Origin of the sequence: Williamwhitmania sp. (assembly GCA_035529935.1) — a bacterium.
GTDB lineage: Bacteria > Bacteroidota > Bacteroidia > Bacteroidales > Williamwhitmaniaceae > Williamwhitmania.
The window spans coordinates 1-26,005 of the sequence record DATKVT010000178.1 but is presented as its reverse complement, the minus strand read 5'-3'; the positions used below and the strand labels follow the sequence as shown (position 1 = coordinate 26,005).

Annotated in this window: 20 protein-coding genes; 6 read left to right on the top strand and 14 right to left on the bottom strand. The window is 42.8% G+C overall.

Annotated features, from left to right (window positions below; genetic code table 11):
* Nucleotides 1-578 precede the first annotated feature (578 nt).
* Nucleotides 579-1,295: a 2-phosphosulfolactate phosphatase gene (locus VMW01_13785; protein HUW07322.1), complete on the top strand. Its 717-nt coding sequence runs from the start codon at nucleotides 579-581 to the stop codon at nucleotides 1,293-1,295.
* Here the strand turns inward: VMW01_13785 and VMW01_13780 are convergent.
* Entirely contained in the window at nucleotides 1,292-2,239 is a 948-nt protein-coding gene (locus VMW01_13780) for a tRNA-dihydrouridine synthase family protein (protein HUW07321.1), read from the bottom strand. The genes VMW01_13785 and VMW01_13780 overlap by 4 nt on opposite strands.
* A gap of 167 nt (nucleotides 2,240-2,406) precedes the next feature.
* On the opposite strand from VMW01_13780, the gene VMW01_13775 reads away from it, so the two are divergent.
* A complete protein-coding gene (locus VMW01_13775; protein ID HUW07320.1) occupies nucleotides 2,407-2,979 on the top strand; it encodes a hypothetical protein in 573 nt (190 codons plus the stop codon).
* Here the strand turns inward: VMW01_13775 and VMW01_13770 are convergent.
* The 8 genes from VMW01_13770 to VMW01_13735 all read right to left on the bottom strand — a co-directional run bounded on the left by VMW01_13770 (nucleotide 2,963) and on the right by VMW01_13735 (nucleotide 11,714).
* The gene (locus VMW01_13770) at nucleotides 2,963-4,234 is read right to left on the bottom strand and encodes an MFS transporter (protein HUW07319.1); all 1,272 of its coding nucleotides are present in this window, start codon (nucleotides 4,232-4,234) and stop codon (nucleotides 2,963-2,965) included. The two genes, VMW01_13775 and VMW01_13770, sit on opposite strands and share 17 nt — an antisense overlap.
* A gap of 269 nt (nucleotides 4,235-4,503) precedes the next feature.
* Complete coding sequence (locus tag VMW01_13765; protein HUW07318.1) at nucleotides 4,504-5,586, bottom strand: ketoacyl-ACP synthase III; 1,083 nt, start codon at nucleotides 5,584-5,586, stop codon at nucleotides 4,504-4,506.
* A 496-nt stretch (nucleotides 5,587-6,082) separates the two neighbouring features.
* Complete coding sequence (locus tag VMW01_13760) at nucleotides 6,083-6,700, bottom strand: class I SAM-dependent methyltransferase (GenBank protein ID HUW07317.1); 618 nt, start codon at nucleotides 6,698-6,700, stop codon at nucleotides 6,083-6,085.
* Between the two features lie 63 nt (nucleotides 6,701-6,763).
* The gene (locus VMW01_13755; protein ID HUW07316.1) at nucleotides 6,764-7,684 is read right to left on the bottom strand and encodes a hypothetical protein; all 921 of its coding nucleotides are present in this window, start codon (nucleotides 7,682-7,684) and stop codon (nucleotides 6,764-6,766) included.
* A 243-nt stretch (nucleotides 7,685-7,927) separates the two neighbouring features.
* Nucleotides 7,928-9,349, bottom strand: coding sequence for a cation:proton antiporter (locus VMW01_13750; protein HUW07315.1), 1,422 nt, complete (start codon nucleotides 9,347-9,349; stop codon nucleotides 7,928-7,930).
* Nucleotides 9,336-9,821, bottom strand: coding sequence for a cation:proton antiporter (locus VMW01_13745; protein ID HUW07314.1), 486 nt, complete (start codon nucleotides 9,819-9,821; stop codon nucleotides 9,336-9,338). Before VMW01_13745 ends, VMW01_13750 begins: the two co-directional genes overlap by 14 nt.
* 157 nt (nucleotides 9,822-9,978) lie before the next feature.
* Nucleotides 9,979-10,800, bottom strand: coding sequence for a peptidoglycan editing factor PgeF (gene pgeF / locus VMW01_13740; protein HUW07313.1), 822 nt, complete (start codon nucleotides 10,798-10,800; stop codon nucleotides 9,979-9,981).
* On the bottom strand, nucleotides 10,800-11,714 hold the full coding sequence (locus VMW01_13735; GenBank protein ID HUW07312.1) for a glutaminase: 915 nt from the start codon (nucleotides 11,712-11,714) through the stop codon (nucleotides 10,800-10,802). Before VMW01_13735 ends, pgeF begins: the two co-directional genes overlap by 1 nt.
* A gap of 695 nt (nucleotides 11,715-12,409) precedes the next feature.
* Here VMW01_13735 and VMW01_13730 point away from each other — a divergent pair.
* The 4 genes from VMW01_13730 (at nucleotide 12,410) to VMW01_13715 (ending at nucleotide 19,582) form a co-directional block, all read left to right on the top strand.
* Entirely contained in the window at nucleotides 12,410-13,654 is a 1,245-nt protein-coding gene (locus VMW01_13730) for a TolC family protein (protein HUW07311.1), read from the top strand.
* A 50-nt stretch (nucleotides 13,655-13,704) separates the two neighbouring features.
* Nucleotides 13,705-14,919, top strand: coding sequence for an efflux RND transporter periplasmic adaptor subunit (locus VMW01_13725; GenBank protein HUW07310.1), 1,215 nt, complete (start codon nucleotides 13,705-13,707; stop codon nucleotides 14,917-14,919).
* 22 nt (nucleotides 14,920-14,941) lie between these two features.
* Entirely contained in the window at nucleotides 14,942-18,034 is a 3,093-nt protein-coding gene (locus VMW01_13720; GenBank protein ID HUW07309.1) for a CusA/CzcA family heavy metal efflux RND transporter, read from the top strand.
* Nucleotides 18,035-18,121: 87 nt separating this feature from the next.
* Nucleotides 18,122-19,582 carry a sugar porter family MFS transporter gene (locus tag VMW01_13715; protein HUW07308.1) on the top strand — a complete coding sequence of 487 codons (1,461 nt, stop codon included), beginning with the start codon at nucleotides 18,122-18,124 and terminating at the stop codon, nucleotides 19,580-19,582.
* An 84-nt stretch (nucleotides 19,583-19,666) separates the two neighbouring features.
* Here the strand turns inward: VMW01_13715 and VMW01_13710 are convergent, their stop codons facing one another.
* The 5 genes from VMW01_13710 to VMW01_13690 form a co-directional block, all read right to left on the bottom strand.
* Nucleotides 19,667-21,604, bottom strand: a complete 1,938-nt coding sequence (locus VMW01_13710; GenBank protein HUW07307.1) for a DUF3857 domain-containing protein — start codon at nucleotides 21,602-21,604, stop codon at nucleotides 19,667-19,669.
* 171 nt (nucleotides 21,605-21,775) lie between these two features.
* A complete protein-coding gene (locus VMW01_13705) occupies nucleotides 21,776-23,746 on the bottom strand; it encodes a DUF3857 domain-containing protein (GenBank protein HUW07306.1) in 1,971 nt (656 codons plus the stop codon).
* Nucleotides 23,747-24,130: 384 nt separating this feature from the next.
* Complete coding sequence (locus VMW01_13700) at nucleotides 24,131-24,337, bottom strand: hypothetical protein (GenBank protein ID HUW07305.1); 207 nt, start codon at nucleotides 24,335-24,337, stop codon at nucleotides 24,131-24,133.
* An 82-nt stretch (nucleotides 24,338-24,419) separates the two neighbouring features.
* On the bottom strand, nucleotides 24,420-25,172 hold the full coding sequence (locus VMW01_13695) for a DUF169 domain-containing protein (protein ID HUW07304.1): 753 nt from the start codon (nucleotides 25,170-25,172) through the stop codon (nucleotides 24,420-24,422).
* 225 nt (nucleotides 25,173-25,397) lie between these two features.
* On the bottom strand, nucleotides 25,398-25,784 hold the full coding sequence (locus tag VMW01_13690) for a TonB C-terminal domain-containing protein (GenBank protein ID HUW07303.1): 387 nt from the start codon (nucleotides 25,782-25,784) through the stop codon (nucleotides 25,398-25,400).
* Nucleotides 25,785-26,005: the final 221 nt, after the last annotated feature.

The window sequence follows — 26,005 nt, the reverse complement described above, 5'->3', positions numbered from 1 at the left end:
AGGATCAAACTCTTCGTTGTGAAAAGCTTTTCCTATTAGTTAGTATTCCCAGCTTCCGGTCGCCGCGCTCCCGCGCGGCTTGCGCTTTCTTTTCCTGCTTGTTGTTGTGCTATTCCTTTCGTCTTGCTTGTTATTTAGTCTCCCCCCTTACAGGGGTCAACTCGCTACAGCCGGTCAAAGATCCTCGGGCGGTTACCCGCCCTGCTTCCGCCATTTACCGGTCGTTACCGGTTCGAAAGCGGATGCAAAAGTAGTACTTCTTACCTTACACTCCAAATCTTTTAGAATATATTTTCAAACAAATATTGGGCCGTTGCTTTATAGCATTGGCTTACAGCCATAATAGCCCTAAAAATAATTACCTGAAAAAACATTGAAAATAAAAGACCTAATGTGATAGAATTCTGCAATATATTTTGAGACCACTGACTATCTTGTTGTTGAGAATTTCATCGAATTTATCAACCATAGAGCATGCAGCTGTTGCTTCTCCAGCAAAAAAAATGCACTCAATCGCAAAATCGGCAAAAACCGGAATTTACCTACCTTTGAACCTTTAAAATCATTGATTAGAAAATATGAGAGTAGACATTGTAGGTTCACCTGCAGAACTTCAACCCAAAATAATCAAGGGCAAAAATGTTGCTGTAATTGATGTATTGCGGGCCACAACGGTAATTGTTACAGCCTTGCAAAATGGAGCCATCGCAATAATTCCGAAGGAGCATGTTGAGGATGCAAGACAATGCTATGCCACTATAATGAATACTGGTGTCCTTTTAGGTGGGGAGCGAAATGCAGTTAAAATTGAGGGATTTCACCTAGCCAACTCTCCGTTTGAATACACAAAGGAAGTGGTGGATGGGAAAACAATAATACTGACGACTTCCAACGGAACGAGAGCACTTACGGGCAGCGTTGAAGCAAAGAATGTAACCATTGCCTCGTTTCTAAATGCAACGGCAATAGGCAACTGGCTGGGCAACGAGGGTGAGGATGTGACTATTGTATGCGCCGGATCGGCAGAGAGCTATACGCTGGAGGATGCGCTGTGCGCAGGCATGATTGCCAGCATTTTGTCAGAACGTTTTGCTGCCACCCTGAGCGATTATGCATTTACTCTAATGCACTTGTACAAAGGATTTGAAGGAAATCTGATGTCTGCCTTGGAAAACTGTCACCACGCTCAGCTCTTAATAAAAAAAGGATTTATTGCGGATGTAAGCTACTGCATGCAAAAGGATATCTCTGGAATAATACCAAAGCTCTCGGAAGGAATCATTGCCATTTCTTAGGCCTTAAAGAACTCAATGGCGGCCAACTGATAGTGCTCAGCCTTGGTAGCCTTGACAATCTTTTTAAGCAACTTCCTACGTTCGGGAAATCCGGCAGCAAAGTAGTCCCAAAATGGTCCTATTTTCTTTAATAGATGGCTATCACCCGACAGTACGCTAACGTAGTGCCTAAACAATTCGTCATGAATAATCTCAATTACCTTGAGCTTCTCGTCGGCAGTGGCCTCTACACCACTCCTAATTTCGGAGAAAAGAAGAGGGTTTTGTAGCGCTCCGCGACCAATCATCCAACGGTTTATGGAAGGGAAGCGCTGCTTTCGTTGTCTAAAATCGGACAGCGTAAGAATATCACCATTATAGCAGATGGGGGTATTTAAGTCCGCTGCAACCTTAGCGAAAGCATCCAAGTCCACTTCACCTTTGTAGAGTTGTTTGCCGATTCGTGGATGCACCACCACCTCTGCCAGCTTATACTTGTTCAGCACGGGGATCAGGCCTTCCAACTCCAGTGGATCAGCGTAGCCTAATCGTGTTTTAACCGAAAGTGATATATCGGGGAAAGCGGAAAAAAGTTTTGAAAGAGTGAGATCAACTACCTCTGGATGTGCTATAAGGCCTGACCCAGCTCCCTTTAGCGCTACCATAGGATAGGGGCAGCCAAGGTTTAGGCTTATGGTTTTGTATCCCAACTCGTGGAACCACCCGGCAAGTGCCACCAACTCATCGGGATTTGAGCCAAGCAGCTGAGGTGTTAACGAAATAGAACTGTTGTTTACTACCTCCAAATCCTTGAGCTTTCGTGCCTTTCCTCTGGCAAATTCATGAGCATCAACAAAGGGTGCAACAAAACCATCGACAGCCACACCGGCAGCAGCAAATGCATTTCGCAAAGGGAATTCAGTAAAGCCCTGCATGGGGGCCATGTATAAAACAATCTGTTCCATAGGTCAATATTATGGCTGCAAAAGTAGCATAATTGGAGAATAGTTATAGCGAAGCTGATTCTCTTGTTAATAAATGCCTTCAGTATCAACCAAGGACACCCTATTTACTTGTTCCTCAAAATGCAGTAACTTGTTCTCCTATTTAGTTTTCACCAAACCTTTACACTATGAAAAGGGTTAGCCTCGGTGTTTTTATGGTACTACTATGTGGATTGCATGGTTGCTACTGGTTTGAGGAAACAATCATTCAGGTGTTTCCAAAGGATAAAATTGCAAAATACTACCTCAACAACATTATCTCTGCCCCCGCCCGTGAAAACGAACCAACGCCAAAGGAACGAGCTGCGGAAGACTATGCCCAGTTCATGGATAACTGGGAACACAACATTAAAGAGGTGGTTTTCGACGTATCGTTCGACAGCGTCCTATTCAAAGAGCTTAAGGTGGAACACCATAAACTCAACGCAACGGTGATATTACACTATACCAAACTTACCAACCTCGACGATTCGTCCCACCCGGGTTTCCTTCTTTGGAAGTTGGATGATGAATACCCAATAAGCCACAATGGAACGGTTGTCACCTTTAACGGATCAAAATACATCCAGTGGCCTGCCGATACCGAAAAGTTCGTAATCAAATATACCACTGCATCCAGAAAAGAATTGAGGAAAAGAAGGGTATACATTAGGCTGGCCCCCTTCTACTTAGAACAGCACAAATCTACGAGTGTTCGTTGATTGACCGGACCACGTGCGAAATTATCGGCACCCTCCTTGCATAAAGCCCCACTGCAAGCAGACAGAAAATTCCAGAAACAAACAGCACCACATCCACGCCCCAGCTATGCGATAAGCTGCCGAGCAGCAAGCTTCCCAACGGCGAAATCCCCAAAAACGACATGCCGTAGAGCGACACCACCCTTCCCCGTTTATCCTCATCTACAATGGTTTGAAGCAAGGTGTTAGTAGAGGCAAACTCCACTATCATGCCAAAGCCTATAAAAAATATGAGCACCAACGACAGGATAGTGACCGTTGAGAAGGCAAAGCCCATAAGTCCAACAGAGAATGTAGCCGCGGCAAAAAGGATTAATCGGGGAAATGAATTGGTAGTTTTCCTGCTAGCTAGGTAAAATGCACCTACAAGTGCTCCAGCCCCCATCGCTCCTGTAAGAAAGCCAAGCAACTCGGCTCCTCCACCCAGGATATCTTTGGCATAAACGGGCATAAACACCTGAAATGGAAGGCCAAAGAAGCTGGTGGTGATCACCAGTATAAGCAGGTAACGAATGGGTACAAAATTAAAGGAGTATTTCAACCCTTCCCGCAAATCGGCCAAGATAGAGTTTCTTCCCAATGATTGCTGAGTGTCGATAACCACCATGGCGATCAGGGCTCCAATTACTGCAAGAAAGCTAATCCCATTGAAAAAAAAGCACCATCCCTCCCCCACCAAAGCAATGAGAATACCTCCAATAGTTGGCCCAATAAACCTTGCTGAGTTAATAAGCGTGGAATTTAGTGCAATGGCATTTTGAAGTAGCGACTTTTCTCCCACCATTACAAGCAAGAAAGCATGTCGAAATGGAGTATCGATAGCAAGCACCACACCATTTAAGGTTGCCAGCAGGATTATTTGCCACACTTGAATCACATTTAGCAGCACGAGGGCAGCCAAAAGGAAAGCCAACGCCATAAAGGCTGTTTGGGTGGCAAGCATAACATTCCTTCGGTTAAGCCTATCGGCAAATACACCAGCAATTGGTGTAATCACCAACGATGGAATTTGCCCAGCAAAGCCCACTACGCCAAGTAAAAATACGGAATTGGTAAGCCGGTATACCAGCCATCCTAGGGCAATATTTTGAATCCAGGTACCCAGCAAGGAGACTATCTGCCCAAAAAAGAAGAGCTTAAAGTTTCGACTCTGCAATGCCCTGAAGGCAAAACCAACGCCCTGAAAGTAACTTCGGATATCTAAAAAACGATTCACTGCTGATTATTTTTTCCAAAGTTGGCCATTTCTTCAAATCCCAAAGCCAATAAATATAATGCCCCTTGGAGGTTAAAACACGATAGAGGTTTAATACGCAACAGCACGAGAAACTAAAAAAATAAAGAGGAATAACCACTCATTCACCAGATAGTAATCAAAAGATTAATATAGTAGCAAAGCGTGGAATATTCATCTATCTCGAGTCAAAAAAAAACCTGCAGCATGAATATATTCCTCCGCTGCAGGCTCAAAGTTACTACGAATGCTTATGGCATACGATACACCACCGCATTAATGTTCATTCCTGCACCTACCGATGCAAAAACAATGTGATCGCCACTATTAAGCTGTTGATTTTCCATCTCCCCTTTTCGAATAATATCGAGAAGTATTGGCAAGGTTGCAACTGAGTTGTTTCCCAGCTTGGAGATGGTCATTGGCATAATGTTGGCAGGAATTTCGCTCACATTATAGAGCTTGAATAACCTAGAAAGTATGGCTTCATCCATTTTTGCGTTGGCCTGGTGGATGAGCACCTTCTTAATGTCTGTCAGCTGAAGACCTGCCTTGTCAATGCACGTTTTCACCGTTTGTGGCACGTTATTAAGCGCATATTCATACAGCTTCCGACCATTCATCTTCAAAAAGATATTTTCGTTCTCAAACTCGGGGCAGTAGGAGATATCCATGGTGAGCAGAGGGGCATGGTCAATGGTATCCGACCGGGTAAGATGAGAAAGAACACCCGTTTGAGTGGGGCTTTTAACCGATTCAAGTATGGCGGCTCCAGCACCATCGGAGTATATCATACTGTCGATATCGTGTGGATCCGACACGCGCGAAAGAGTTTCTGCACCTATAATCATTACTCGCTTGGCATCGCCCGATTTAATGTAATAGTTTGCATGAATCATTGCCTGAAGCCATCCTGGGCATCCAAAAGGTAGGTCATAAGCAACCGTAAAGGGGTTGACTATTCCCAACTTATGCTTAATGCGCGCAGCTAGGGTTGGCACCATGTCCGACTTGGGGTTTGACTTCTTAACGTCGCCAAAGTTGTGCGCTACAATTATATAGTCGAGCTCTTCCTTGTTGATTCCGGAGGAGGCCAAGGCGTCGGATGCGGCTAAAAAGCCAATATCGGATGCTACTAAATTATCCTCAACGTAGCGTCTTTCCTCAATTTCAGTAATCTGTCTAAACTTATCAATAATTTCCATGTTAGGCTTTACCAACTGCTCACCCGAGGAGTTGTAAAACTTATGCTTTAAAAATTTTTCGTTTTTTACAACCTTCGTAGGAATATATTTTCCGGTTGCAGCAATAATGGAATAGTAGGCTTCACTCATAGTGGTGTTGAATTACAAAACAAATGAAAAACGATGCAAATTATTCTAACGATTATCTTAAAAAGAAAAATACAAATTGAGGATGCAGGCTATGCATCCAATGAGATTTTTCTCCCTTAATTACGTAATTACGGATTGCATTTTGGCGCAAAAAGTTGATTGTTAAACTACGTGCAACATCCGCTGTTTTCAGGATATAAAACTACAAAAGTATTTTCAACTCACAAAAACTACTCCTACACGTTCTTTATCAAGCAGTTTTTTAGCACTTTTTGCTTTCAAAATCCTGATTATAAAACAGATAAGCAACGAACCTTGAAGAACATATATTTATTCATATTGCTTATATGCCCATGCTTAATAGCAATACTTAGATGGAGAAAAATCGTCAATTGAAACCGCTACGTTTTGTAAAGGGAATCTGAACACAAAGCAACAATTTAAATGGCTCTGCTGATCAAATTGTCGAACCAAGAAATTGCTTTCATTAACTGTTTTATGGTTTATGAGCAATAACGAAGAAAAGGGGATAATCCTTTTTTTGATTTTTCACCATTTTACTGAGTGTAAAATAAACCGCATATTCCTCAACTGTAAATCCTGCGGCTACGAGTGCGCTACCAATAAAGGCACGGTCAAAGCCATTGTGACCATCAAAGGATGGGTCGTTTGCATGAAAGGACCCATCTTCGGAGACTAAGTCTGAAATGCAAAGGTAACCTCCCTGTGCCATATTCTGCCAAAAAGCGGCAAGCAAGGATGGGATGTCTGCAACATGATGCAGTGTCATCATTGTAAAAATAACGTCAAAGGAGCCAATTGGGGCTGGTTGTTGCTGTAAATCTACAAGGGTAGGTCGAAAGTTGGTTATTCCCCCCTCTTCAATTTTTTGCTTCAGCACCGACAGCATACCTGCTGAGGTATCTACCAAAAATATTTCAGAAAACTTATCACGCAGCTGCATGCTGAGTAAGCCAGTTCCGCAACCATACTCCATTGCAGTAAAAGAGGGCTCTAGCTTTACAAATTTTACAATTTTGGAAGCAAATGCTTGCGCACGCTCCACCTTAGAAACATCGGCATCCCAGTTCTGGGCTCTATCGTCGAAATACATACTTTTTTCCATTTGGTATAAACAGAACTAGGAGGAAGAAGTTCTAATGAATTTAATTTTGCCCTAGTGAAGGAATTTTGCCCTAGTCTCTTCCGCTTTATAATGCAGCTGATCAATTTGGGCCATAATGTCGTCGGCAACAACTTGCTTGACGCTATCACCATCGGAGCTATTTCCGTCCTGATGCTTTTCTGCCATCATCTTCAGGTATTGACGTGCATCCATCACCTCCCCAAAGTTGAATACCATTACGTCATCATACACCTCCTCCTTGGTCATGTCCTCATGCTTCCTTGGGGGCATGGTGTTCCCGTTAATTGAAACGCAGCAGAAGTAGTCGAAAGAATTTAGGTAACTATAGACGGCGGTAATTCCTTTTTTTGTTTCAGGCTGCCATGGGCGATAGCGGGTTCCCGCAGCATATAGAAAGAATATAAAACCCTGATTACGCAATTCGCCGATTTTTCTGGTAGAACGGATATTTATTTTGTTAGCCAGTTCCATCTCGGCTTTGCCTTCTTCGCAATTCTTGAGCTCGTTGATGGACCGAATGGCGTATACTACCACTCGGGTAAACATTTCGGTGAACAACTTCACCATTGGGTATTCGTTAAGTTTTGTACCCGCAATAAAGATAAACCGTTCAAATATTTCCTTTAGGCGCTTTTCTTTATTGTCATAGCATCGAACAAAGAGATTAGGCACGTCAAGATTGGACACATGCTCCGAGAGAATTAGGCAGGATTTACCCTGCTTTGCTAAGTCATCTAAGGCAAGGACATTCTCCACTCCTAAAATGGTGCTCCCCGGCTGGTGACACTTACTAATAATTTCAAATAGTAAATTGCGATTAGCCTTATGAGCTTCCTGGTAAACATTGTCGGGTGTAACAATGGTATCCTCGTTCATCCGAGAGTACTTTACCATTTTCTGAAAGTAGGCATGAAACTCTTCCGTTCTATTATGCCTTACTAATTCTCCCATTATTCTCTTCCCTTTTTATCGTTGACAACTTATGGTTGTTTTATTACCTCTATTCACACGCCCTTCTAACGTGATGGAAATATTACCCATACAGAACTAGATAACAAAAGCGTGGTGCAAGATACGAAAGCAGTTTCATCCCACCAAGTGCTGGGGTTAAAAGCCGTTGCAGATCGCTACTCAACCGTCCTCACATAGAGGAAACAACCGCCCCTACCCACACACAAAATATTTCTTTAAGACCTAAGAATCACCACTAAGTTTAAGGCGCGCATCCTCCATAGCAGTGTTTGTGCCAAAAACCGTGAGCACATCTCCAACTCTAAGATAGGACTCACCATGAGGAATAATTAGAGAGCTACCTCGCCTAAGCATTATGAGAATGGCATCTTTATGGAAGGCCACATCTTTAAGTTGAAGACTATCAACTGAGGTGTTGCGCACGTGAATCTCCTCAACACTAAAATTCTCAAAACTGTCAACCAACGCATGGTAGGTAGCTGGACGTAGAATCAGATTTTCTATGGTTGTAGCCATTACGCGAGTGGTGTCGACCGATTCAATACCAAATTTTTTAAGCATACGCTCAATAGACAATCCTGTGGCGGTAGAGATAATTTTTTCATGGTTCAAATCGTGGCGTAGCATCTCGCAAATCTGCACGTTGGAAGCGTCCGAACCTGTGATAACCACCACATGATTATCCCTCACTGTATTTATATCCAAAAATGTATTTAGCTCAGCCCCATCGCCATAATAAGCAACAAATCCTTTCTGTTTTAGCTCATTAAAGCGCTTCTCGTTTTTTTCTACAATAATGGAAGCGCGCCCATGAATTTTCAACCTGCGAGCCAGCAGCACTCCAACGCTACTGCCACCAACAATTATTGTTTTATCCGATAAAAAAGTTCTTTCTGAATCGATAAAACCATGCAGCAACGGTGCAAGAAAGCAGGTTGCCACGGCTAGTAAAATGAAACAAGCATTTAGACCAGGTGTTACCAGCCCCATTTCAAGACCAATTGCCGCCGCAGCAATTATAAGGCTAAGGCGTGATGACATTAGGACACCGCCAGAAAGGGCCTTGCGTAAGCCAAACTGCCTAAACCACATTACTGATGGAACGATCTTTACCACAAGCAGCACAACTAGCAGCGGAATAAGGCTTAGGTCAAATTCAGCAAGTGCCGCCGGGTTAAAGGTTGCGCCAACCATCATAAAGAATATGGGGATAAAAAAGCCAAAACCCATTCCATCGAGCTTAACTAGCAATAGCGAACGGCCCTTGTGCATGAAAAGTGAAAGCAATAGCCCACAGAGGAATGCGCCAAGCAGCACAGCCTCTGGGCTTATATACTGTGCAATCACAACAAAAATTAGCAGAAGAAACAGTGAGCCTCTTATGCTTATTTGGGAGGCAGTATGCGATAGTTGAAAGCTGATTTTACGCAGCACAACCCATTTGCGAGATTGACTTCCCAACTGGTAAAAGAAGAAGAAGGCAGCAAAGAGGATAAAAATATAAAGTATGTCGAACCGAAATTCATTCTTGAGTATAAATGCCGTAAAGGTGAATAGAATTATTCCCAGTATATCGGCAACTGCCGCGGAGGTAATTACCATTTGACCAAATAGACTTGACGCCTCACCTCTATTCTTTAACACTGGTAAGATTATGCCAACCGAGGTGGTTACCATAAATTAGGGAAAAATACCAAACATTGGGAACTGCAATCCAAAAAGAAAGTGCCCACGAAGCAGCAATTGACAGCACTAACGAAATGCAAAAATAGGTGAGGGCGACAAGCAGCGGATTCTTGATGAATATCCCTGCGCTCAACTTTTTTCTCGGAAACGAGCCAAGTAGCTGCTCCATATCAATTTCAAGACCGCTGAGAAACATCAAGAAGATGAAGCCCGTCAAGGCAAGAAAATTAAGGATGTAGATTCCTCCAATTGTTGAATGGGCAAGAACATAGTGGCCAACAAAATAGCCCAACACAATTTCAACAATTACAGATGGCACACGCTTTACCCGCAACAAGGAAAGCGCCATGGGAATAAGCCAAGCTAGGGCAACCAACACCAGAAGAGGAAGGTAGATGAAATCGAAAGAGATATTCAAGAGTTGAAGCATAGCTGCAGTCTTTAAAAACAGGGATGCTTAATTGTTTATAAAGATACAAAAGCATTTAACTTCTCAATAAGGGAAAGGGTGTTTTCCGCATATTACTATACCGTAAACATTAGATTACGATACAAAAATGTTTTACCTAGACTACAATATTTTTTGGTTATAATCCTAATATTACCTTACCAATCATTATTCCAGCTGCAAATCGCCCCGTATGCCCAAGACGTGCAGAATAAAATTCATTGCCGTTGCATTGGGTACATAACCCAGCAACCTCAATATTTTCCATTGGGACTCCAACCTGGATAAGCTGCCTCCGATTGGCCTCCCACTGGTTCAAGTGATGGCGCAGTCCTTTGCCTTTAACCAAAAGCCCATCCATATTTGGAAATATTTTAGCAACAGCGTCCTCCACATCTTCACCAACCTCATAGCAGCATGGGCCATTGGCTGGGCCAATTCCAACTAAAATGTTACGGGGATTACAGCCAAAATTATGCACCATAGCCTCAACAGTCTTTCCGGCAACATCCTGAACCATTCCTCGCCATCCTGCATGAACGGCCGCTGCAGCTCCCTCAACAGGATCGTAAAAAAGCATGGGAACACAATCGGCCGCTTTGGTAACGAGGCAGATATTCTTTTCACGGGTAATAAGCGCATCGTTTTGCTGAATAGCCGTTTCTTGAGCCAGAGTTCCTGCCCCTCGTAGAGTGTTATCAACCACAGTGACATTTGCACTGTGAACCTGTATTTGATGAGTAAAATTATCAATAGGTACATTAACCGCGGCTGCCAAGCGAAGCCTATTTTCTCTGACATTTGCGTCAGAATCAGTATCATGAAAGCCTAAGTTGAAGCTGGCATCGCCACCTTGGCTTACACCACCATGGCGCGTAGTTACAAAATGTACCAGCTCAGGAAAACGGCTTAGGTTGCTGAACCTATGCACCGGTATTTTATTTTGGACAGCTCTTATCATTAAAAAATGGATATGCCAGACTTGGTGGTAAACAATTCCAGCGCATGAATTCCGGCCAGCGAGTTACCAAAGCTGTTGAGTTCAGGGCTCCATACAGCCACACTGAGTAGCTTGGGGATAATTGCTGCAATACCTCCGCCCACACCACTCTTGGCCGGAAGTCCAACCCTAAAAGCAAAATCTCCCGCTTCGTTGTAAAGCCCAGAGGTGAGCATGAGCGAGTTAATTCGTTTGGCCTGACTCATTGTGAGAATTCTTTCGCCAGAACCAGGAACCTCCCCATGGTTTGCCAGCATCAGAAAAGAGCGGGCTAGATCTACACAGTTCATGGAGATGGAACACTGCTTAAAATAAAAATCCATTACAGTGTCGATGGGCATACGAATATTGCCAAAACTCTTCATTAGAAATCCAAGAGAGTAGTTCCTACTGCCTGTCTCTTTTTCGGAAGTTGCCACGCGCATATCGTATGCTATGGCTGGATTGTCGGTCAACTTGCGTACAAAACTTAACAACTCGGCCTCCGCATTTGGAAAATGTTCACATAGCATGTCGGCAAGCACAATGGCGCCCGCATTTATGAATGGGTTGCGCGGTATCCCATTCTCAAACTCCAGCTGTAGCAACGAGTTAAAAGCATTGCCCGATGGTTCCTTGCCTACCCTTCTCCAAATGGCATCTCCAAGTGTAGAGGAGGACAAAATAAGGTTAAAAACCTTCGACACGCTTTGAATCGAGAATGGTTCATTGGCCTTGCCGACCCTAAAAACCTGACCATCGATGGTAACAATTGCCATCCCAAAACTCCGTGAATCTATCTCTGCCAAGGCCGGAATGTAGCTTGCAACCTGTCCTTGGCCCAACAGGGGTTTTATTTCTTCAGCAATCTCCTCAAGCAAACCTTGGTAATCCATGTCAAATTAATTTGCGTAAAGATAGCAGAAATGAGTCGCATACCATATCATGGAAAGGTAATCAATCATCGGCATCGAAAAGCCAAACTACCCCGAACATTGGTCTCATTTTATGTGTGAACGTAACCAAGCTACACCTATTTTTTCTAAGTTTGAAGAAAAAACTATGCATTTTTCCAACCTTCCCAAGTGGGGCAAATATTCGGCATGGGGCACACTAGCTTTTTTTGTAATTCAAGTAATCCTAAGAATTATCAACATAAAAACACCGGTCTACACTTTCTTCAACATTCTGATGAACTTGACCGCCGCTGCCCTACTCGTTGCCATTGCTAGAAACTTATGGAGGAACTATAAGCTTAAACAATAAGAAACTTCAAGTATTATCGCAATAACAATATCAACCTCAAATACTCTCTTGGAGGTTGATTTAAATCTTCATTACTGCCTTTGTATGGCGAGGTCAAACATTGCCATCACCTAGATTTAAAAGAAACATTCCATCAACTCAACCCTATCATACTGGAGGTAAAGCTTACGAGATCGGAGCTAAAAACACCCAATATACTATCAACCAACTTTTTCAATTATTATCAGAGGAATTAACTATTGATAAATTCTTCCTGAAGAGTTGTGTTTTTTTTGTAAATTGTATTGCGAAAAAATGCCCATACGTTCTAAAAAATAGGTTGAGCATGAAAACACGACTCTTAGTTATTATTGGGATTTTCCTAATAAATGTGACAAACGCTCAAGAGAAAAAAACACTTCTGACAATCCAGAGTGCCATTAAGTTGGCAATGGAAAAAAATCCGGAGATCAATCAGCTAAGAGCTCAGCTGCGTCAGAAAGAGGTTGAGCTTAAATCAACCGTAGGACTTAGTGATCCAACCCTGACCTATTCCAAAGAGGGTATGCCACAAGGAAATAGCAATATTTTTGCCGAACAGCGTATTACCGTTGAACAATCTGTTGATTTCCCCTTAACAAGTTACTATCGAAATAGAAAAGTTTCAAATGAAAAAAAATCGCTTGAATTTCAGTTACAGTGGAAGATAAAGACCCTCAGTGCAGACATTAAGAACAAATACATACACATATTGTATAGCCTATACCTGCGTAATTTACGTCAGAAGGAGATAATATTAGTTTCTAATCTTAGAGATATTGCACTGCTCAAATCTCAAAGAGGGGTAGGCAACGACATTGATTTGCTTTCTTCTGAACTCAGACTGGAGGAGGCAAACAATAATAATGACGATGCCGAGCAATTGCTTCATGAAGCACGATATAGCTTATTCAACGCAATTGGACTACAATCTGAGGATCAGCGATATGACATCTCATTTACCGACACCCTCTTAAGTAAGCAAGACAATATTCCGCAGGAGGAGGCATTAGAATACCTCCAAAAGCAACCTCCGTATCTTGCACTATCCAGTGAAATTGCTGCAGCAAAAAATAAAGTTAACCAAGCAAATTCGAGCTATTTGCCGAATTTAAAATTTGGTTATTACCTGCAGAATTATGGTGGTGGATATAACTTTAGAGGCTATCAGGTAGGCGTTTCCATTCCACTTTGGGGATTCTTTAACCAGCACAGCATGGTTCAACTTGCAAAGGCTCAAAAGGTGGAACTTGAATGGAGACAGGAATCGGTTTACCTTGAAATGAAGAAGCGAATTGAAATTGCTTGGCATAGCTATCACGCTGCCAAAAGCAAGATAGACCGTTTTGAATCTTCCATGAAAGAGAAATCGGAAAGGCTTCAGAGCTTAACCATCGAAGCTTACCGACTTGGACAAATAAATATGGTTACCCTAATTGATGCACAAAAACTCTACTTAAGCAGCCAAGAACACTACCTCGCCGCCCTCCGCGATTACTATCTTACCCTAATAGAATTAGAGCAGTACATAGACTTTGAACTAGTAATTTGATCTTCATTACTTTTTTCTCAACATAATAGGAACGCAATAAAAAACAGACCATGGCTCGACTTCTAATGATTACCCGAAATTTTTGGCTTGTTATAGTTCTATTGACTCTCCTACCAAGTTGCAGTAGCAACACATCCAACAAAAAGGGCAATGAAGACAAATTGTCCTCCACACTTCCGCCCTCACTCACCCCCGACAAACCAACACAAAACCAGGTGGTTACCCTTTCTGAGAAGGAAGCGCTGGAACTTAATATAAAAACAGTGGATGTCGCTATTACCAAACATGCCTTTCTGGTCTCCGCACCCGGTGTAGTGATGCCGGCTCCCAACTACATTGCTATTTTAAGTGCCCCTGTTGATAGCCGTGTGATTTCTCTCCCATTAAACGAAGGTGAATCGGTTCAAAAGGGGCAGGTAGTAATGGAGTTGGAAAGCTTAACTTTTGGTAACCTCGTTGCAGAATACCTTCAAAACAGAGCTGAAGAGCGATACCAAAGTACGCAGCTGCAGAGGGTGGAGCAGCTAACGGAGAAGAAAATTAACTCAGAAGCCGATTTAGAAAAAGCAAAATCAGAGTATCTAAGGGCCTTAGGAGCATTAAATGCCTCCTATTCCAGGTTAAGAGCTGTTGGGGTAACAAGAACAGAGATCGAAACATTTACTACAAGCGACAAGATTACACCTAAGCTTAAAATACTTTCACCTATTTCAGGCGTTATAGACCAACACATGGTAGAACTGGGCCAGGCAGTGAGTGCAAATGAAAAATTGGCATCAGTAATCAACCTAAACAAAGTGCTTGTAAAAGCATACACAAGCCCAGAGGATGGCAAGTATTTAAAAGTTGGCGATAGTGCCGAAGTTACCAGAAGATTGACAAGCGAAAACCCCATACCATGCGTCATAAGCACAATCAATCCAGGGCTTGATGAGAACAACAAATCGTTAACCATAAATTTTCTATTAAATACCAAAGATGGTTGGCCAAAACCGGGTGAAAACGTAAGAGTCGACATAAAAACATCGGGGAGTTCAGCAGTAACGAGCGTTCCAATTGGTGCCATAACCTATGAAGGAAACGACCCCATCGTTTTTGTTAAAAAAGATGATAGGCATTTTGAAAAAAGAAAAATTGTGATCAAGGAGATGCATGACAATTTGGCCTTTGTGGAAATGGGATTAAAGGACCAAGAGAAAGTTGCCGTTACGCAAGTATTTAGCCTAAAGGCGCTTGCACGATTCTCTCAATTTGCTGAAGAATAGTTGCCATTAACTCCGTAGAGCTATGCTAAACCATATTGTTGAATTCAGTGTTCGCCAAAAGTTTGTTGCGCTGGCCATGGTGCTCCTAATGAGTATTGCCGGAATAATGGCACTCATGAAAATCCCCATCAATTCCTTACCGGATGTAACGCCTGTTCAAGTTTTAGTTATTACAAAAGCGGGGCAATATTCTCCTTATGATGTGGAAAAGTTGGTGAGCTATCCTATCGAAACAGGGATGAATGGATTACCCAAAGTGAAACAAGTAAGGTCCATCTCTCAATTTGGGCTTTCGGCAGTAACAGTGGAGTTCGACGAAGGAACGGATATTTACTTTGCAAGACAAATGGTAAGCCAGCGGCTCCAATCCATCCGTGACGAACTCCCTGCTGATGTCTCCTCACCTCAGCTAGGACCAATTTCAACAGCCCTTGGGGAGATATACCAATACGTGGTGCATGGAGATGGCTATTCGCTTACCCAACTTCGCGAAATACAGGATTGGCTTATATCACCACAGCTAAAAACTGTAAGAGGGGTAACTGAAATTAACTCTTTTGGCGGTTTCGTTCGTGACTACGAAGTTATTGTCCAGCCTGGGAAGTTGCGTGCTTTTAACATTAGCCTAAAGAACGTAATTGATGCCATAGGTAGCAACAACAGCGTATCGGGTGGAAATTTCTTGGAGCACAATAGAGAGCAGTACATCATCCGGGGAGTGGGGCAGATTACCAGTAGCCAAGATATTGAAAATATTGTGGTGGCAAATCTTCACAATAAGCCAATATTTATTAAGGATATCGCAAATGTAAAAATTGGAGAACAAATCAGGCAGGGTGGAGTAACGCAGGACGGCAATGGTGAAGTTGTAACTGGAATAGTACTGATGCTCCGTGGCGGCAATGGCAGAGAGGTTATAAAGGATATTGAATCAAAAATCAACACCATAAACAAGAGCCTCCCGAAAGGAGTTGTTATTGAAAAGTTCTACGATCAAAGCGACCTCATTAACCGAACCACCTCAACCATTTCTACCAACCTTTTGGAGGGCGGCTTTCTCGTAATTGCAGTACTGCTGCTGCTGCTTGGGGAAATCACAGGCGCACTCATCGTTGCATTGGTAATCCCTTTTTCCATGCTATTTGCTTTCATAGGCATGCAGGAATTTGGCCTTGCAGCCAACTTGATGAGCTTAGGTGCTATCGACTTTGGAATGGTGGTTGATGGATCGGTTGTAATGGTAGAAAATATCGTTCACCGACTTCAGCATAAAGAATCGTACGACGACACTGACAGCACGATAATACAAGCATCGAAAGAGGTGGTAAAGCCTATTTTCTTTGGCGTTTTAATCATCCTCATGGTTTACGTTCCCATAATGACCTTCAGCGGCATGGAGGGAATTCTATATCGCCCCATGGCGATTACGGTAGCTGCTGCGGTGCTTGGCTCCCTATTGCTCGCTTTAATTTTTGTTCCGGCACTAGCATCTCTGGCCTACCATAGAGGTGTAAAAATCAGAAAATCGCACCTTATTAACTGGCTTAAACCACGATATGAACGTTTTCTCGAAAAGAGAATCGACAGCAAAAAAGTAATCATTAGCATAGCAGTTGGAGTTTTTGCACTTTCACTTATCGTATTAATGAGGCTTGGCACAGAATTTCTCCCGGAACTCGATGAGGGGTCCATTTTGATAGAGCAGGTTAGAATGCCCTCCGTTACCCTTAAAGAATCCATGCAAAACGCCAACTGGCTTGCTGGAGTGCTGAAAAAAAACATTCCCGAAATTGCAACCGTAGTGCCAAAAACTGGCCGTTCCGACCTTGCTAACGACTGGATGGGTGTACACCAAACAGATGTTTGGGTAATTCTTAAGCCGCAAAAAGAGTGGCGAAAAGGCTTTACCAAAGAGAAGATTATAGCCGCTATTGAGCCGTACTTAAAAACGGAACCGGGTCTGTCCTACAACTTTACGCAACCCATAGCAATGCGAGTTGACGAGCTAACAAGTGGTGTTAAATCGGACCTTGCCGTTAAAATTTATGGTGAAGATTTAGAAACGCTCAAAAAGTTAGGAGACAAGATATCCTCCATAGTGAATGGATTACCAGGAACCGACAATTTCTATACAGAACAACCCATCGGTCAGCCTTACCTCACCATCGAAATTGACCGAGAAGCTGTTGCCGTATTTGGTATAAACGTGGATGATGTTCAAAAAGTGATACAAGCTGGCATTGGAGGAGAAACGGCAGGACAGGTATTCGAAGGACAACGTCGGTTCGATATTATTGTACGCTTTCCTGAGGATCTACGCAACTCATTCGAAAAAATAAAAGATATCCCAGTCCACCTCCCCAATGGCGAGTTTATTCCACTAAAGCGAGTTGCTCACATTGTACCACAAGAGGGGCCTCGTGAAATTCAGCGCGAAAATGGATGGAGAAGGCTTATCGTAGGGATCAACATTCATGGTATTGATATGGGAACCTACGTTTCAAATCTCCAGGAGGCTATTGGGAAATCGAACATTCTACCTGCTGGATATTTCTTAGAATATGGCGGCACATTCGAAAACCAGCAACGCGCAATGCGCCATCTCATACTAGTTGTTCCACTATCGCTCTTTATCATCATAGGTCTGCTTTACCTCAATTTTGGTAAGATGCGCTATGCCTTGCTCATCTTCCTAAACTTACCTTTTGCTTTATCGGGTGGCGTGTTTTTACTCTGGATGCGTGGTATGTATCTTTCCGTATCAGCAAGCATTGGTTTTGTCGCTCTTTTTGGGGTAGCGGTATTAAATGGGATTGTGCTAGTTTCGCACATTAACGAATTACGAAACAAAGGCCTCCCCTTAAATAGAGCCCTCATCGATGGTGCCACTGATAGACTCCGACCAGTATTAATGACGGCTCTGGTTGCCAGCTTGGGTTTTATCCCCATGGCATTCAATTCCGGACCTGGATCAGAGGTTCAGCGACCACTTGCTACGGTGGTGATTGGTGGATTAATTACCTCAACCCTGTTGACCCTATTTGTTTTACCAACAGTATATAAGTGGATAGAAGGGAACAAGGAGAGGAAACAACAGCCAAAGATTGAAAGTTAGACATTTAAAAAAAGGAAAACATTTAAGTAAATTTTAAACCAATGTTGCTATCTTGGTTGATTGAAGTTACACAATAATTTTTTTGCCATGGGGAAAGATAAAGTAAGCCAAAACAAAGCATTGGTCATAGTTATTGCTGCCATTGCTTCCACCGGAGGACTGCTGTTTGGGTTCGATACCGGGGTAATTTCAGGGGCGCTGCCCTTCTTGAAGCAGAGTTTTAACCTCACCTCCAACCAGGAGGAGTGGGTAACCACCGCAGCCCTAATTGGTGCCGTGCTTGGTGCACTTTCATCGGGTAGGCTCACCGACATCTTCGGACGTAAGAGGGTAATTCTGATAACGGCGGTAATCTTTGCAGTTGGTTCCATACTTACCGGTGCTGCCTCCAGTCCAGGTTTTCTTGCCGGAGCCCGTATTCTTTTGGGTGTAGCCATCGGGGTTTCCTCCTTTACTGTTCCTCTCTACATTGCCGAGATTTCGCCTACAAAAACTAGAGGTGCCATGGTCTCCTCCTTTCAGCTCATGATTACCATTGGCATCGTGGTTTCCTACTTCAGCGACCTCTCCTTTGCCAACGAAGCCGACCCCTTCTCCTGGAGGTGGATGTTCTACGTAGGAGTTTTTCCTGCCGCAATACTGTTTATTGGAATGATGTTTCTTCCCGAATCGCCCCGTTTCCTCATGGGGAAAGGGAAGGAAGAAGAGGGTAGGCGGGTAATGCACATGGTGGAAGATCCTTCCATGGTGGATGCTGCCATTGCCAAGTTAAAAGCAGAAATTGAGGCAGATAGGCATAACACCGTTGGCGTAAGTGAAATATTCAAGCCATACCTTCGAACTGCACTTATGATTGCCATCGGCATCATGTTTGTGCAGCAGTTTGTGGGTATCAACACCGTTATATACTACGCCCCCACCATCTTCATTATTGCTGGTTTTTCGGGAGCCAAGGCTGCCATTGCTGCCACCGTAAGTGTTGGAATAGTAAATGTGCTGGCCACCGTCCTCTCCATGTTTCTTATCGACAAAATTGGACGGCGGAAGCTCTACTTCATAGGATTAGTTGGAATGGGCATTTCGCTGCTCGCTCTTGGAACGTTCTTCCTCTTTAAGGATGCACTTGGCGCCAACCTCCGCTATTTTTCGGTGGGTGCCGTGCTAATTTACATCATCTTCTTTGCCATAAGCCTTGGTCCCTTGGGTTGGCTCATCATCTCAGAAATTTTCCCACTTAAGGTTAGAGGTTTGGGCATGAGCATCGGTTCGCTTTCGAACTGGCTTTTCAACGCCATTGTAACCTTCACCTTCCTGAAGTTAGCATGGCTATTCACCAGTCCAGGGATGGAGATTATGAACAAAACTGCCGAAGGAAATTCCACCACCGATCCTAATCCGGCAGGGGCATTTTTTGTGTATGCCGCCGTTGCCGTCATAGGCATCATATGGGGGTTAAAATACATCCCAGAAACAAAAGGTGTTTCGCTTGAAGATATTGAGGAGCACTGGCGCATGGGCAAAAAGCCCAACGAACTAAAACAGAAGTAATCAATACTTTGTCTATAAAAAGAAAGGGTGTCCAATATGGCACCCTTTTTTATTATTTATTGCGATAAAACAACTTTTGAGAACCTAGCTTCCACTCTTCTCTAGCACATATACCCGGTCTTGCTCCTGTCCTACGAAATTAAAGAACTGCTGTAGCGTAGGATATTCGTTGGGTGAGAAAAACGGGTTGGTAATGGTAAACGACAGCTTGGTATTTAAAAAGACACCGCTTGTGCTGGCCATAAAATGAGCGGTTCCCTTGCCGTTGGGGAGCATATAATCGCTCCGTCCTGGCTTATCCTTCACCTCAAATCCTTTTGGAAACTTATACACCACCACCATATTTTCTTCAAAAGGGTAATTTAAGTCAACCGGGAGTATTCTGGTTGGTGCAGTAATAGGATTATGCTCAAACGAAGAACGGGATACTGAACTCAAGTAAATTCTATCTTTCGTTGCAAGATCGTTGTTGCTACGATGAAAATAGCAGGTTAGCACAAGAGGTTTCTCAATTTCCCTTTTGTTTTGAATCGAAAGGCTATCCAACTCCCAATCGTAACCATCGCTCCTAATCAGCTTGCGTACAAACATCTCGTCGTTATTGGCTTTTTTTAAACTTTGCCTCAGAGCTACTGCAGCATAGCCATCGTACTGGCTTCGAAAATACATTGTTGCTGCTGACGAGTCGCTAAAATCGACCTTAGCATAACTGTCGTTCTTGTATTTTCCTCTGATAGGTATGTCTATCCACACAAAATTATCTCGGTCAATTTTAAATCCAGCGGTAGCCAAATCGTATGGTGGAAGAATGGCAAAAGGATAGCTATCATTAGCCGCATCGAGAAAGTAGGTATTGCCATCGACAGCAACGGTGGCTATCAGCTGGTTGAATTGGGAAAGCAGAGGAAAGGCCTTGGTTATGGGACCATGATCTTTTGTACTAATTAATACCGGACTAGCATCCATCCCAGCGTTTCGCAGCAGCGAAACCAGCATCATATTGATGTCCGATGTAGATCCAACTTTTTTGTCACTCATCTCCTTCGATGATATATTCGGATCGATATCACGGTGGTTATTCCACGTGTAATTTTTCTGAACGTAATAGAAAATTTTCTGAGCCTTTGTTAGGGCATTATCACTACTATCTACTATCGATTTCAGAATTGGTTGTATAAAATCGCGGTCCTTTATATAGGTGTCATAGTAGTCTCCTTCCCTAAATCGTTTGGCAATAGCCTCCCAGCCGTCCACAACCTTAATGTATTCGGAACCTCCAGTGGGATCTCCCACCAAATATCCGGTGAGCTGAAGTCGTATGGTCTCAGCATAGTCTTCAGCATTGGCATAGAGAGGTTCATCCTTAATGGGTTTAAGGTTATCGAGTTCCCAGTGGTTTGTCTTCACCTTATCGTACTTTTCAGGAAGATGAAACCCTCTATACACCACCCTTACATTAAATCCCTGATCGATTTTTGCAGTGAATTCGCTATGAATTGTTGGCAAGTTGCACTGGAAATTCCACTCCTTTAGCTGAATAAAATGCTTTGATTCAACCACATAGGAATACTCGATAATGGAGCCGACTTTAACTCCCGGAAAAGCAAACCTTTTAGCACTCCAACTATCACTGAGATCAACGGTAAAAATATCTTTTTCGTCAACCGGTAATACTTCAACCTTATTAGTTTCTGGATCCATATTTAAGGTTTGGGCCTTAATATATTTAACGCTTTCAGAAAAAGACTTGCTGTAGTATGGTATCTGAATATTGGCCTCGTTAACACCCGCTTGCTTTAGGATTTTAATGCGTCGATGCCGCCTGAACACTGTTGGTGCTCCATAGGCAAAGTCTAGTTCTGCTACATCGGAGAGCACCACTGCATTGGCATTCGTGTCGATAGGGGTTTCCTTCAACTGCCACTCGGCATTGGTAACCTTGCCCCACTTGAATTGCTCGGCCATTGAGATTTGGCCAAGGGAGACCAATAAAATTGAGAAAATTAAAAAACGCTTAAGCATATTTCTAAATTTTAAAATTTATTCCAACACATGAATCTTGGTGGTAAAATTTTGCTGCTCCAGCATGAGTCATAGTATGAACCATGAGGCAATTCTCCCACTAAAAACAAACTGATAAGGATCCACAAGGACGATCATCGAAGATTTGTTCCAATAAACGAATTCAGATTTTTATTTTTTCTTAACCACCACGGTAGCTCCCTTAAACTGGCTTACTAAGTCGAAGTACTTAACAATATAGCTATAATCCTCAGGCGGAAAGAGACTTGTTGTTAACGACATCGTTCTTCGAATGGAAACCGTGTTGCCAATTGAGTTTGAGGTAAGCCTAGCAATCCCCTTTTTGCCAAGAAGTTGATATCCTTGGTTTAACGGCAGCCCATCAACAACATACCCTTCGGGAAGATTGAATACGGTGGTAAAGGTTTCATCAATGGGGTAGTCGAAGTCGATAGGTAAAGTACGTTGCTTTGCAATAAAAGGATTTTTATCAAACTTGGATTGTCCCAATGTACGAAGTAGCAACCCACCAACGCCGGAATAATCACCGCCCGAAAAATAGCAGCGAATGCTCAAGGGCAAATCCATGTCATCGAGATTCTTAATGTTAACGCTGTCGAGGTTGAAATCCTGATTAAGCAGGGCAATGTGTTCCTTTATATAGACCTCCTTGTCGGGAGCATTTTTGAGTGCAGCTCTTAAGCCAACAGCAGCATACTGCGAGAAATTATACATTGCAGTAAGCTTCGCATTAGCCAAATTGGCAAGGTCTACCGAATAGTAACAATCGAGTTTACTAGCTCCACTAAGAGGTATCGAGATCCAGTCGGATGTAGAGTTGCCAATTCTAAAACCCTGATTATTTAAATCCTCGACTGGTATAATGCCATAAGGGTAATCGGAGCCAGTGGCATCCATAAAATAGTTTTTGCCATAAAGGTTGACAACAACAATTAACTTATCAAACTGGCTCAACAGCGGGTAAACTTTTGTTGAAGCACCGTTACTCTTAGTGCTAATGAGCACAGGATCGGCCGCAAAACCGGCACTTCGAAGCATTAAGCTTAAAAACAAATTTATGTCAGCACTATTCCCTTCGCCATTTTGTAAAATCTGCCTTGAACTCTCAGTGGGATATATTCCTAAATCCTTATTCCACCTAAAGTGACTTTGAACGTAGTAATATATCTTCCTAACCTTTTCAGCATCCGAATCCTTCTCCTTGATGATTTCTGCCAGAATTGGATCAACAAAATTCTTAGAAGAGGAGAAGCTAGGTACATTAACCGTTTCTCTAAAATCAATTGCTAGCTTATCCCATGTGTCTAGAATATTAACATACTCCACCCCTTTCATTGGATCGCTCTTATAGTAACCTTTGAGCTGAAAAGATATATTCTCAACATAATCCTTCGTGTCGGGACCATAAGGCTCTGGTGCCACAGGTTGTAGATTATCCAACTCCCAAAAATTGATCGATTTTGTTTCATATAGATGCCGCAACAGCGGACCCTGATATAGGATTTGTACATCAAGCCCTTCCTGAACTTGTGCCGAATACTCGCTATGAAGAGTTGGCAGTTCGCACTGAAAATCCCAGTCTTGAGGAGAAAAGTAATTTCGAGAAACCTCGGTATAGGAATACTCGATAATGGAGCCAACCTTAACGCTCGGGAAGGAAAACCGTATCACACCCCACCTATCGTTAATATCGATGGGGTAAAAATCTTTGCTATCCAGCTTCTGAACAACCGGTTTACCAGTAACGGAGTCAATATTGATGGTTTCCGCCTTTATGGAAGAAATTGATTCCAAATCATTTTTTTTATAGTAAGGGATTTGAACATTGGCATAGGATAAACCCTCCTTGGTGAGGATTTTAATCCGCTTGTGATGTTGAAAATATATTTTGCTGCCATAGTTAAACCTGAGTGATCCAACATCAAACAGCACAACCGCACTAGCGTTTGGATCGAGATTGGTTTGCTTGAGCTGCTTTTCAGCATCAGGAACTTTTCCCCACGATAGGAGTTGGCATTTAAACTTGCACTTAAGGAAAAAGTAATTAGAACTAAAAATAGAATGCGCTTCATTGTGTGTTTTTATTTTAAAAGTAACACTTTTTTTGAAACACAAAATCATTTTGAATAAGATTTATGGCAAAAGAATATTAGTGGAATCAATAGAATAATAAAAATGACAAGAATTACCCTAGCCTTTTTCCTTGTTTCAAGGTCCATATTCAATGATGTTATACAAGCAATGCTATTGTTTTCTTCATAGCAATATCAATTTCAGTGCATCTCAAAACCACGTCCCCTTCTTATAATCCCGGTATTGCTCCCCAAAGGTAGACTCCAGAACCTGCTCCTCGGCCATTATTCTTCGAAGCTGCATTAAAGCCATGGGCACCAAAAGGATTGCTAGAATATACCTTTGGAATAGAATTATTAGCCCAAGCATAAACAAAAGGCCAAAGAGATAAACGGGATGGCGAATTTTCTTGTAAATACCGGAAGTTACCAGCTAGTTGGCAGCGGCGGATGCCTGAAACGCGCTCCCCAACTGGATGCGGGCCAAGGCGAAGAGAAACAACGATGGTACCAGGAGCAGCAACCCGGCGTAGGTGCTTAAGGTGATTGGAAAACCGGCAGCAAAATACCGTTCCACTAGTATAGCCGTGGCAACCACCACCACTACAAGCGTGAAGTAGTTAAATGTTCTGTTCTTCATTTCTTGAATTTCTATGCGTTAACCAAGGTATCACTTTTATCTATAAAAAAGAGCGCAGCACTACCTTAACTAAAGCAGCGGTTTAGCCTTCAATCCTTTTTCTCACGTTTGTCCAGGTATTGGTAATGAGAAAACTCTCGTCCATGTAGCTCACCATCTTTTCGAACTTCACCATGGGCACGGCAAACGTTAGCACATCCTTGGGAACGCAGGGGCGTGCCGATGGGTCGAACATGCCAATGACGGCTCGGGGTTGTAGGGCATCCTTTTCGAGGTAGGGATAGTGAACAATGGTGCCACACCCGGGGCCAAATGGGGTAAAGGTGCCGTTGGGTTCGGTTTGGTCGAAGTTGGCCAGCGTAAAGAGGCCCGACAGCACATCGGGTTTAGCAAAGAAGATGACCACCGCAGGGGTATCAACCTCCTCCAGCATATCCCATCGCTTAAAGATGATGTGGCTTTCCTTGGCATCGGGAATGGCCTGCTGGTGCTTCTGTATTTCAACCACCATTTCGGGTGTGCGGATATAGCGCTCCCCCTCCATCTTGTTGGGAATGCCGCACGATAGAAAATACTCGAAGTTAGGGCGCATGGTATCGGCAAAGCCCAAGTAACGCTTGGCTCCGCCACAGGAAATGGCCTCTGCACTGAAGGCCAACGACTGGCCATTCCTCACCTTGGCCAGCTCGCAAATAAGGCAGCTATGCCCCTTAACTGGCGCAACCAACTTGGCGTTGTGCACCTCCTTGCTGTAGTAGAACACTACGGGGAGCTCGGTGGCACCAAAATACTTTGCCCACTGCTCCGCAAACCTTTTCTTAAGCGTTAAATCCATGATATGTATGTTTTACGATCCATTCCGATTCAAGCAAATGCATCTGTAAACTTACAAAATGTGGGAAGCATTGGGGCTTTTGGAGGAGAGTTTTTAGGCACTAACGTTTTGGTAGTTATACTGTTTGGTAGTTTGAAACTGTTTATCAATCATTAATAAAACTGCCCACAAGCGTTGATTCAACCATAAATCATCCCACATGAGCTAAATCTCTGTTGGCACACCCTACTTATTTAAAATAGTGATATATCCGTTTTTTACTTCAAGTCTCCACATATACCAGCTATCCACTGTCTTCTTTTTAATCTTCCCAGCATTCCACTTTTTAATAGTCTTAAAGAATTCTATCAACTCGTTGTCGAATGTATCATTTCCTGATTTTGTTACCACATGAAAACCGTCACCAATTTCTCCTTTACAGTTTACTGCAAATTGAATTGATACTTTCGACTCGAGACTTGGGTTCTCTTTGGCAAAGGACACTTGATTATTCAACCTTGCCTGAATTGAGTCTATTAATTCCATTGGTCTTGCCTTCCATTCCATTAGAAAATATACAGCATTAGGTTTGCAAACATTTTCTGGGGTCACACCTTGAACAGTCATAACCATTTGCCCGAATGATTGTAGACTTAACAATAAGAAAATTGATAGATGAAAAAGGGTTTTCATAATAGGAGTTTGTTTGTTAATCACAATTATTTATAAGGAATATGCCTAAGTACATGACAAAAATTTAAATATTCCGATATTGTCTTGATAATAAGCGTTTAGCAGCACAGTTGCGATGTAGGTTAGACCATATTTAAAAATGCTTTTGGCCAGCTTCCCGT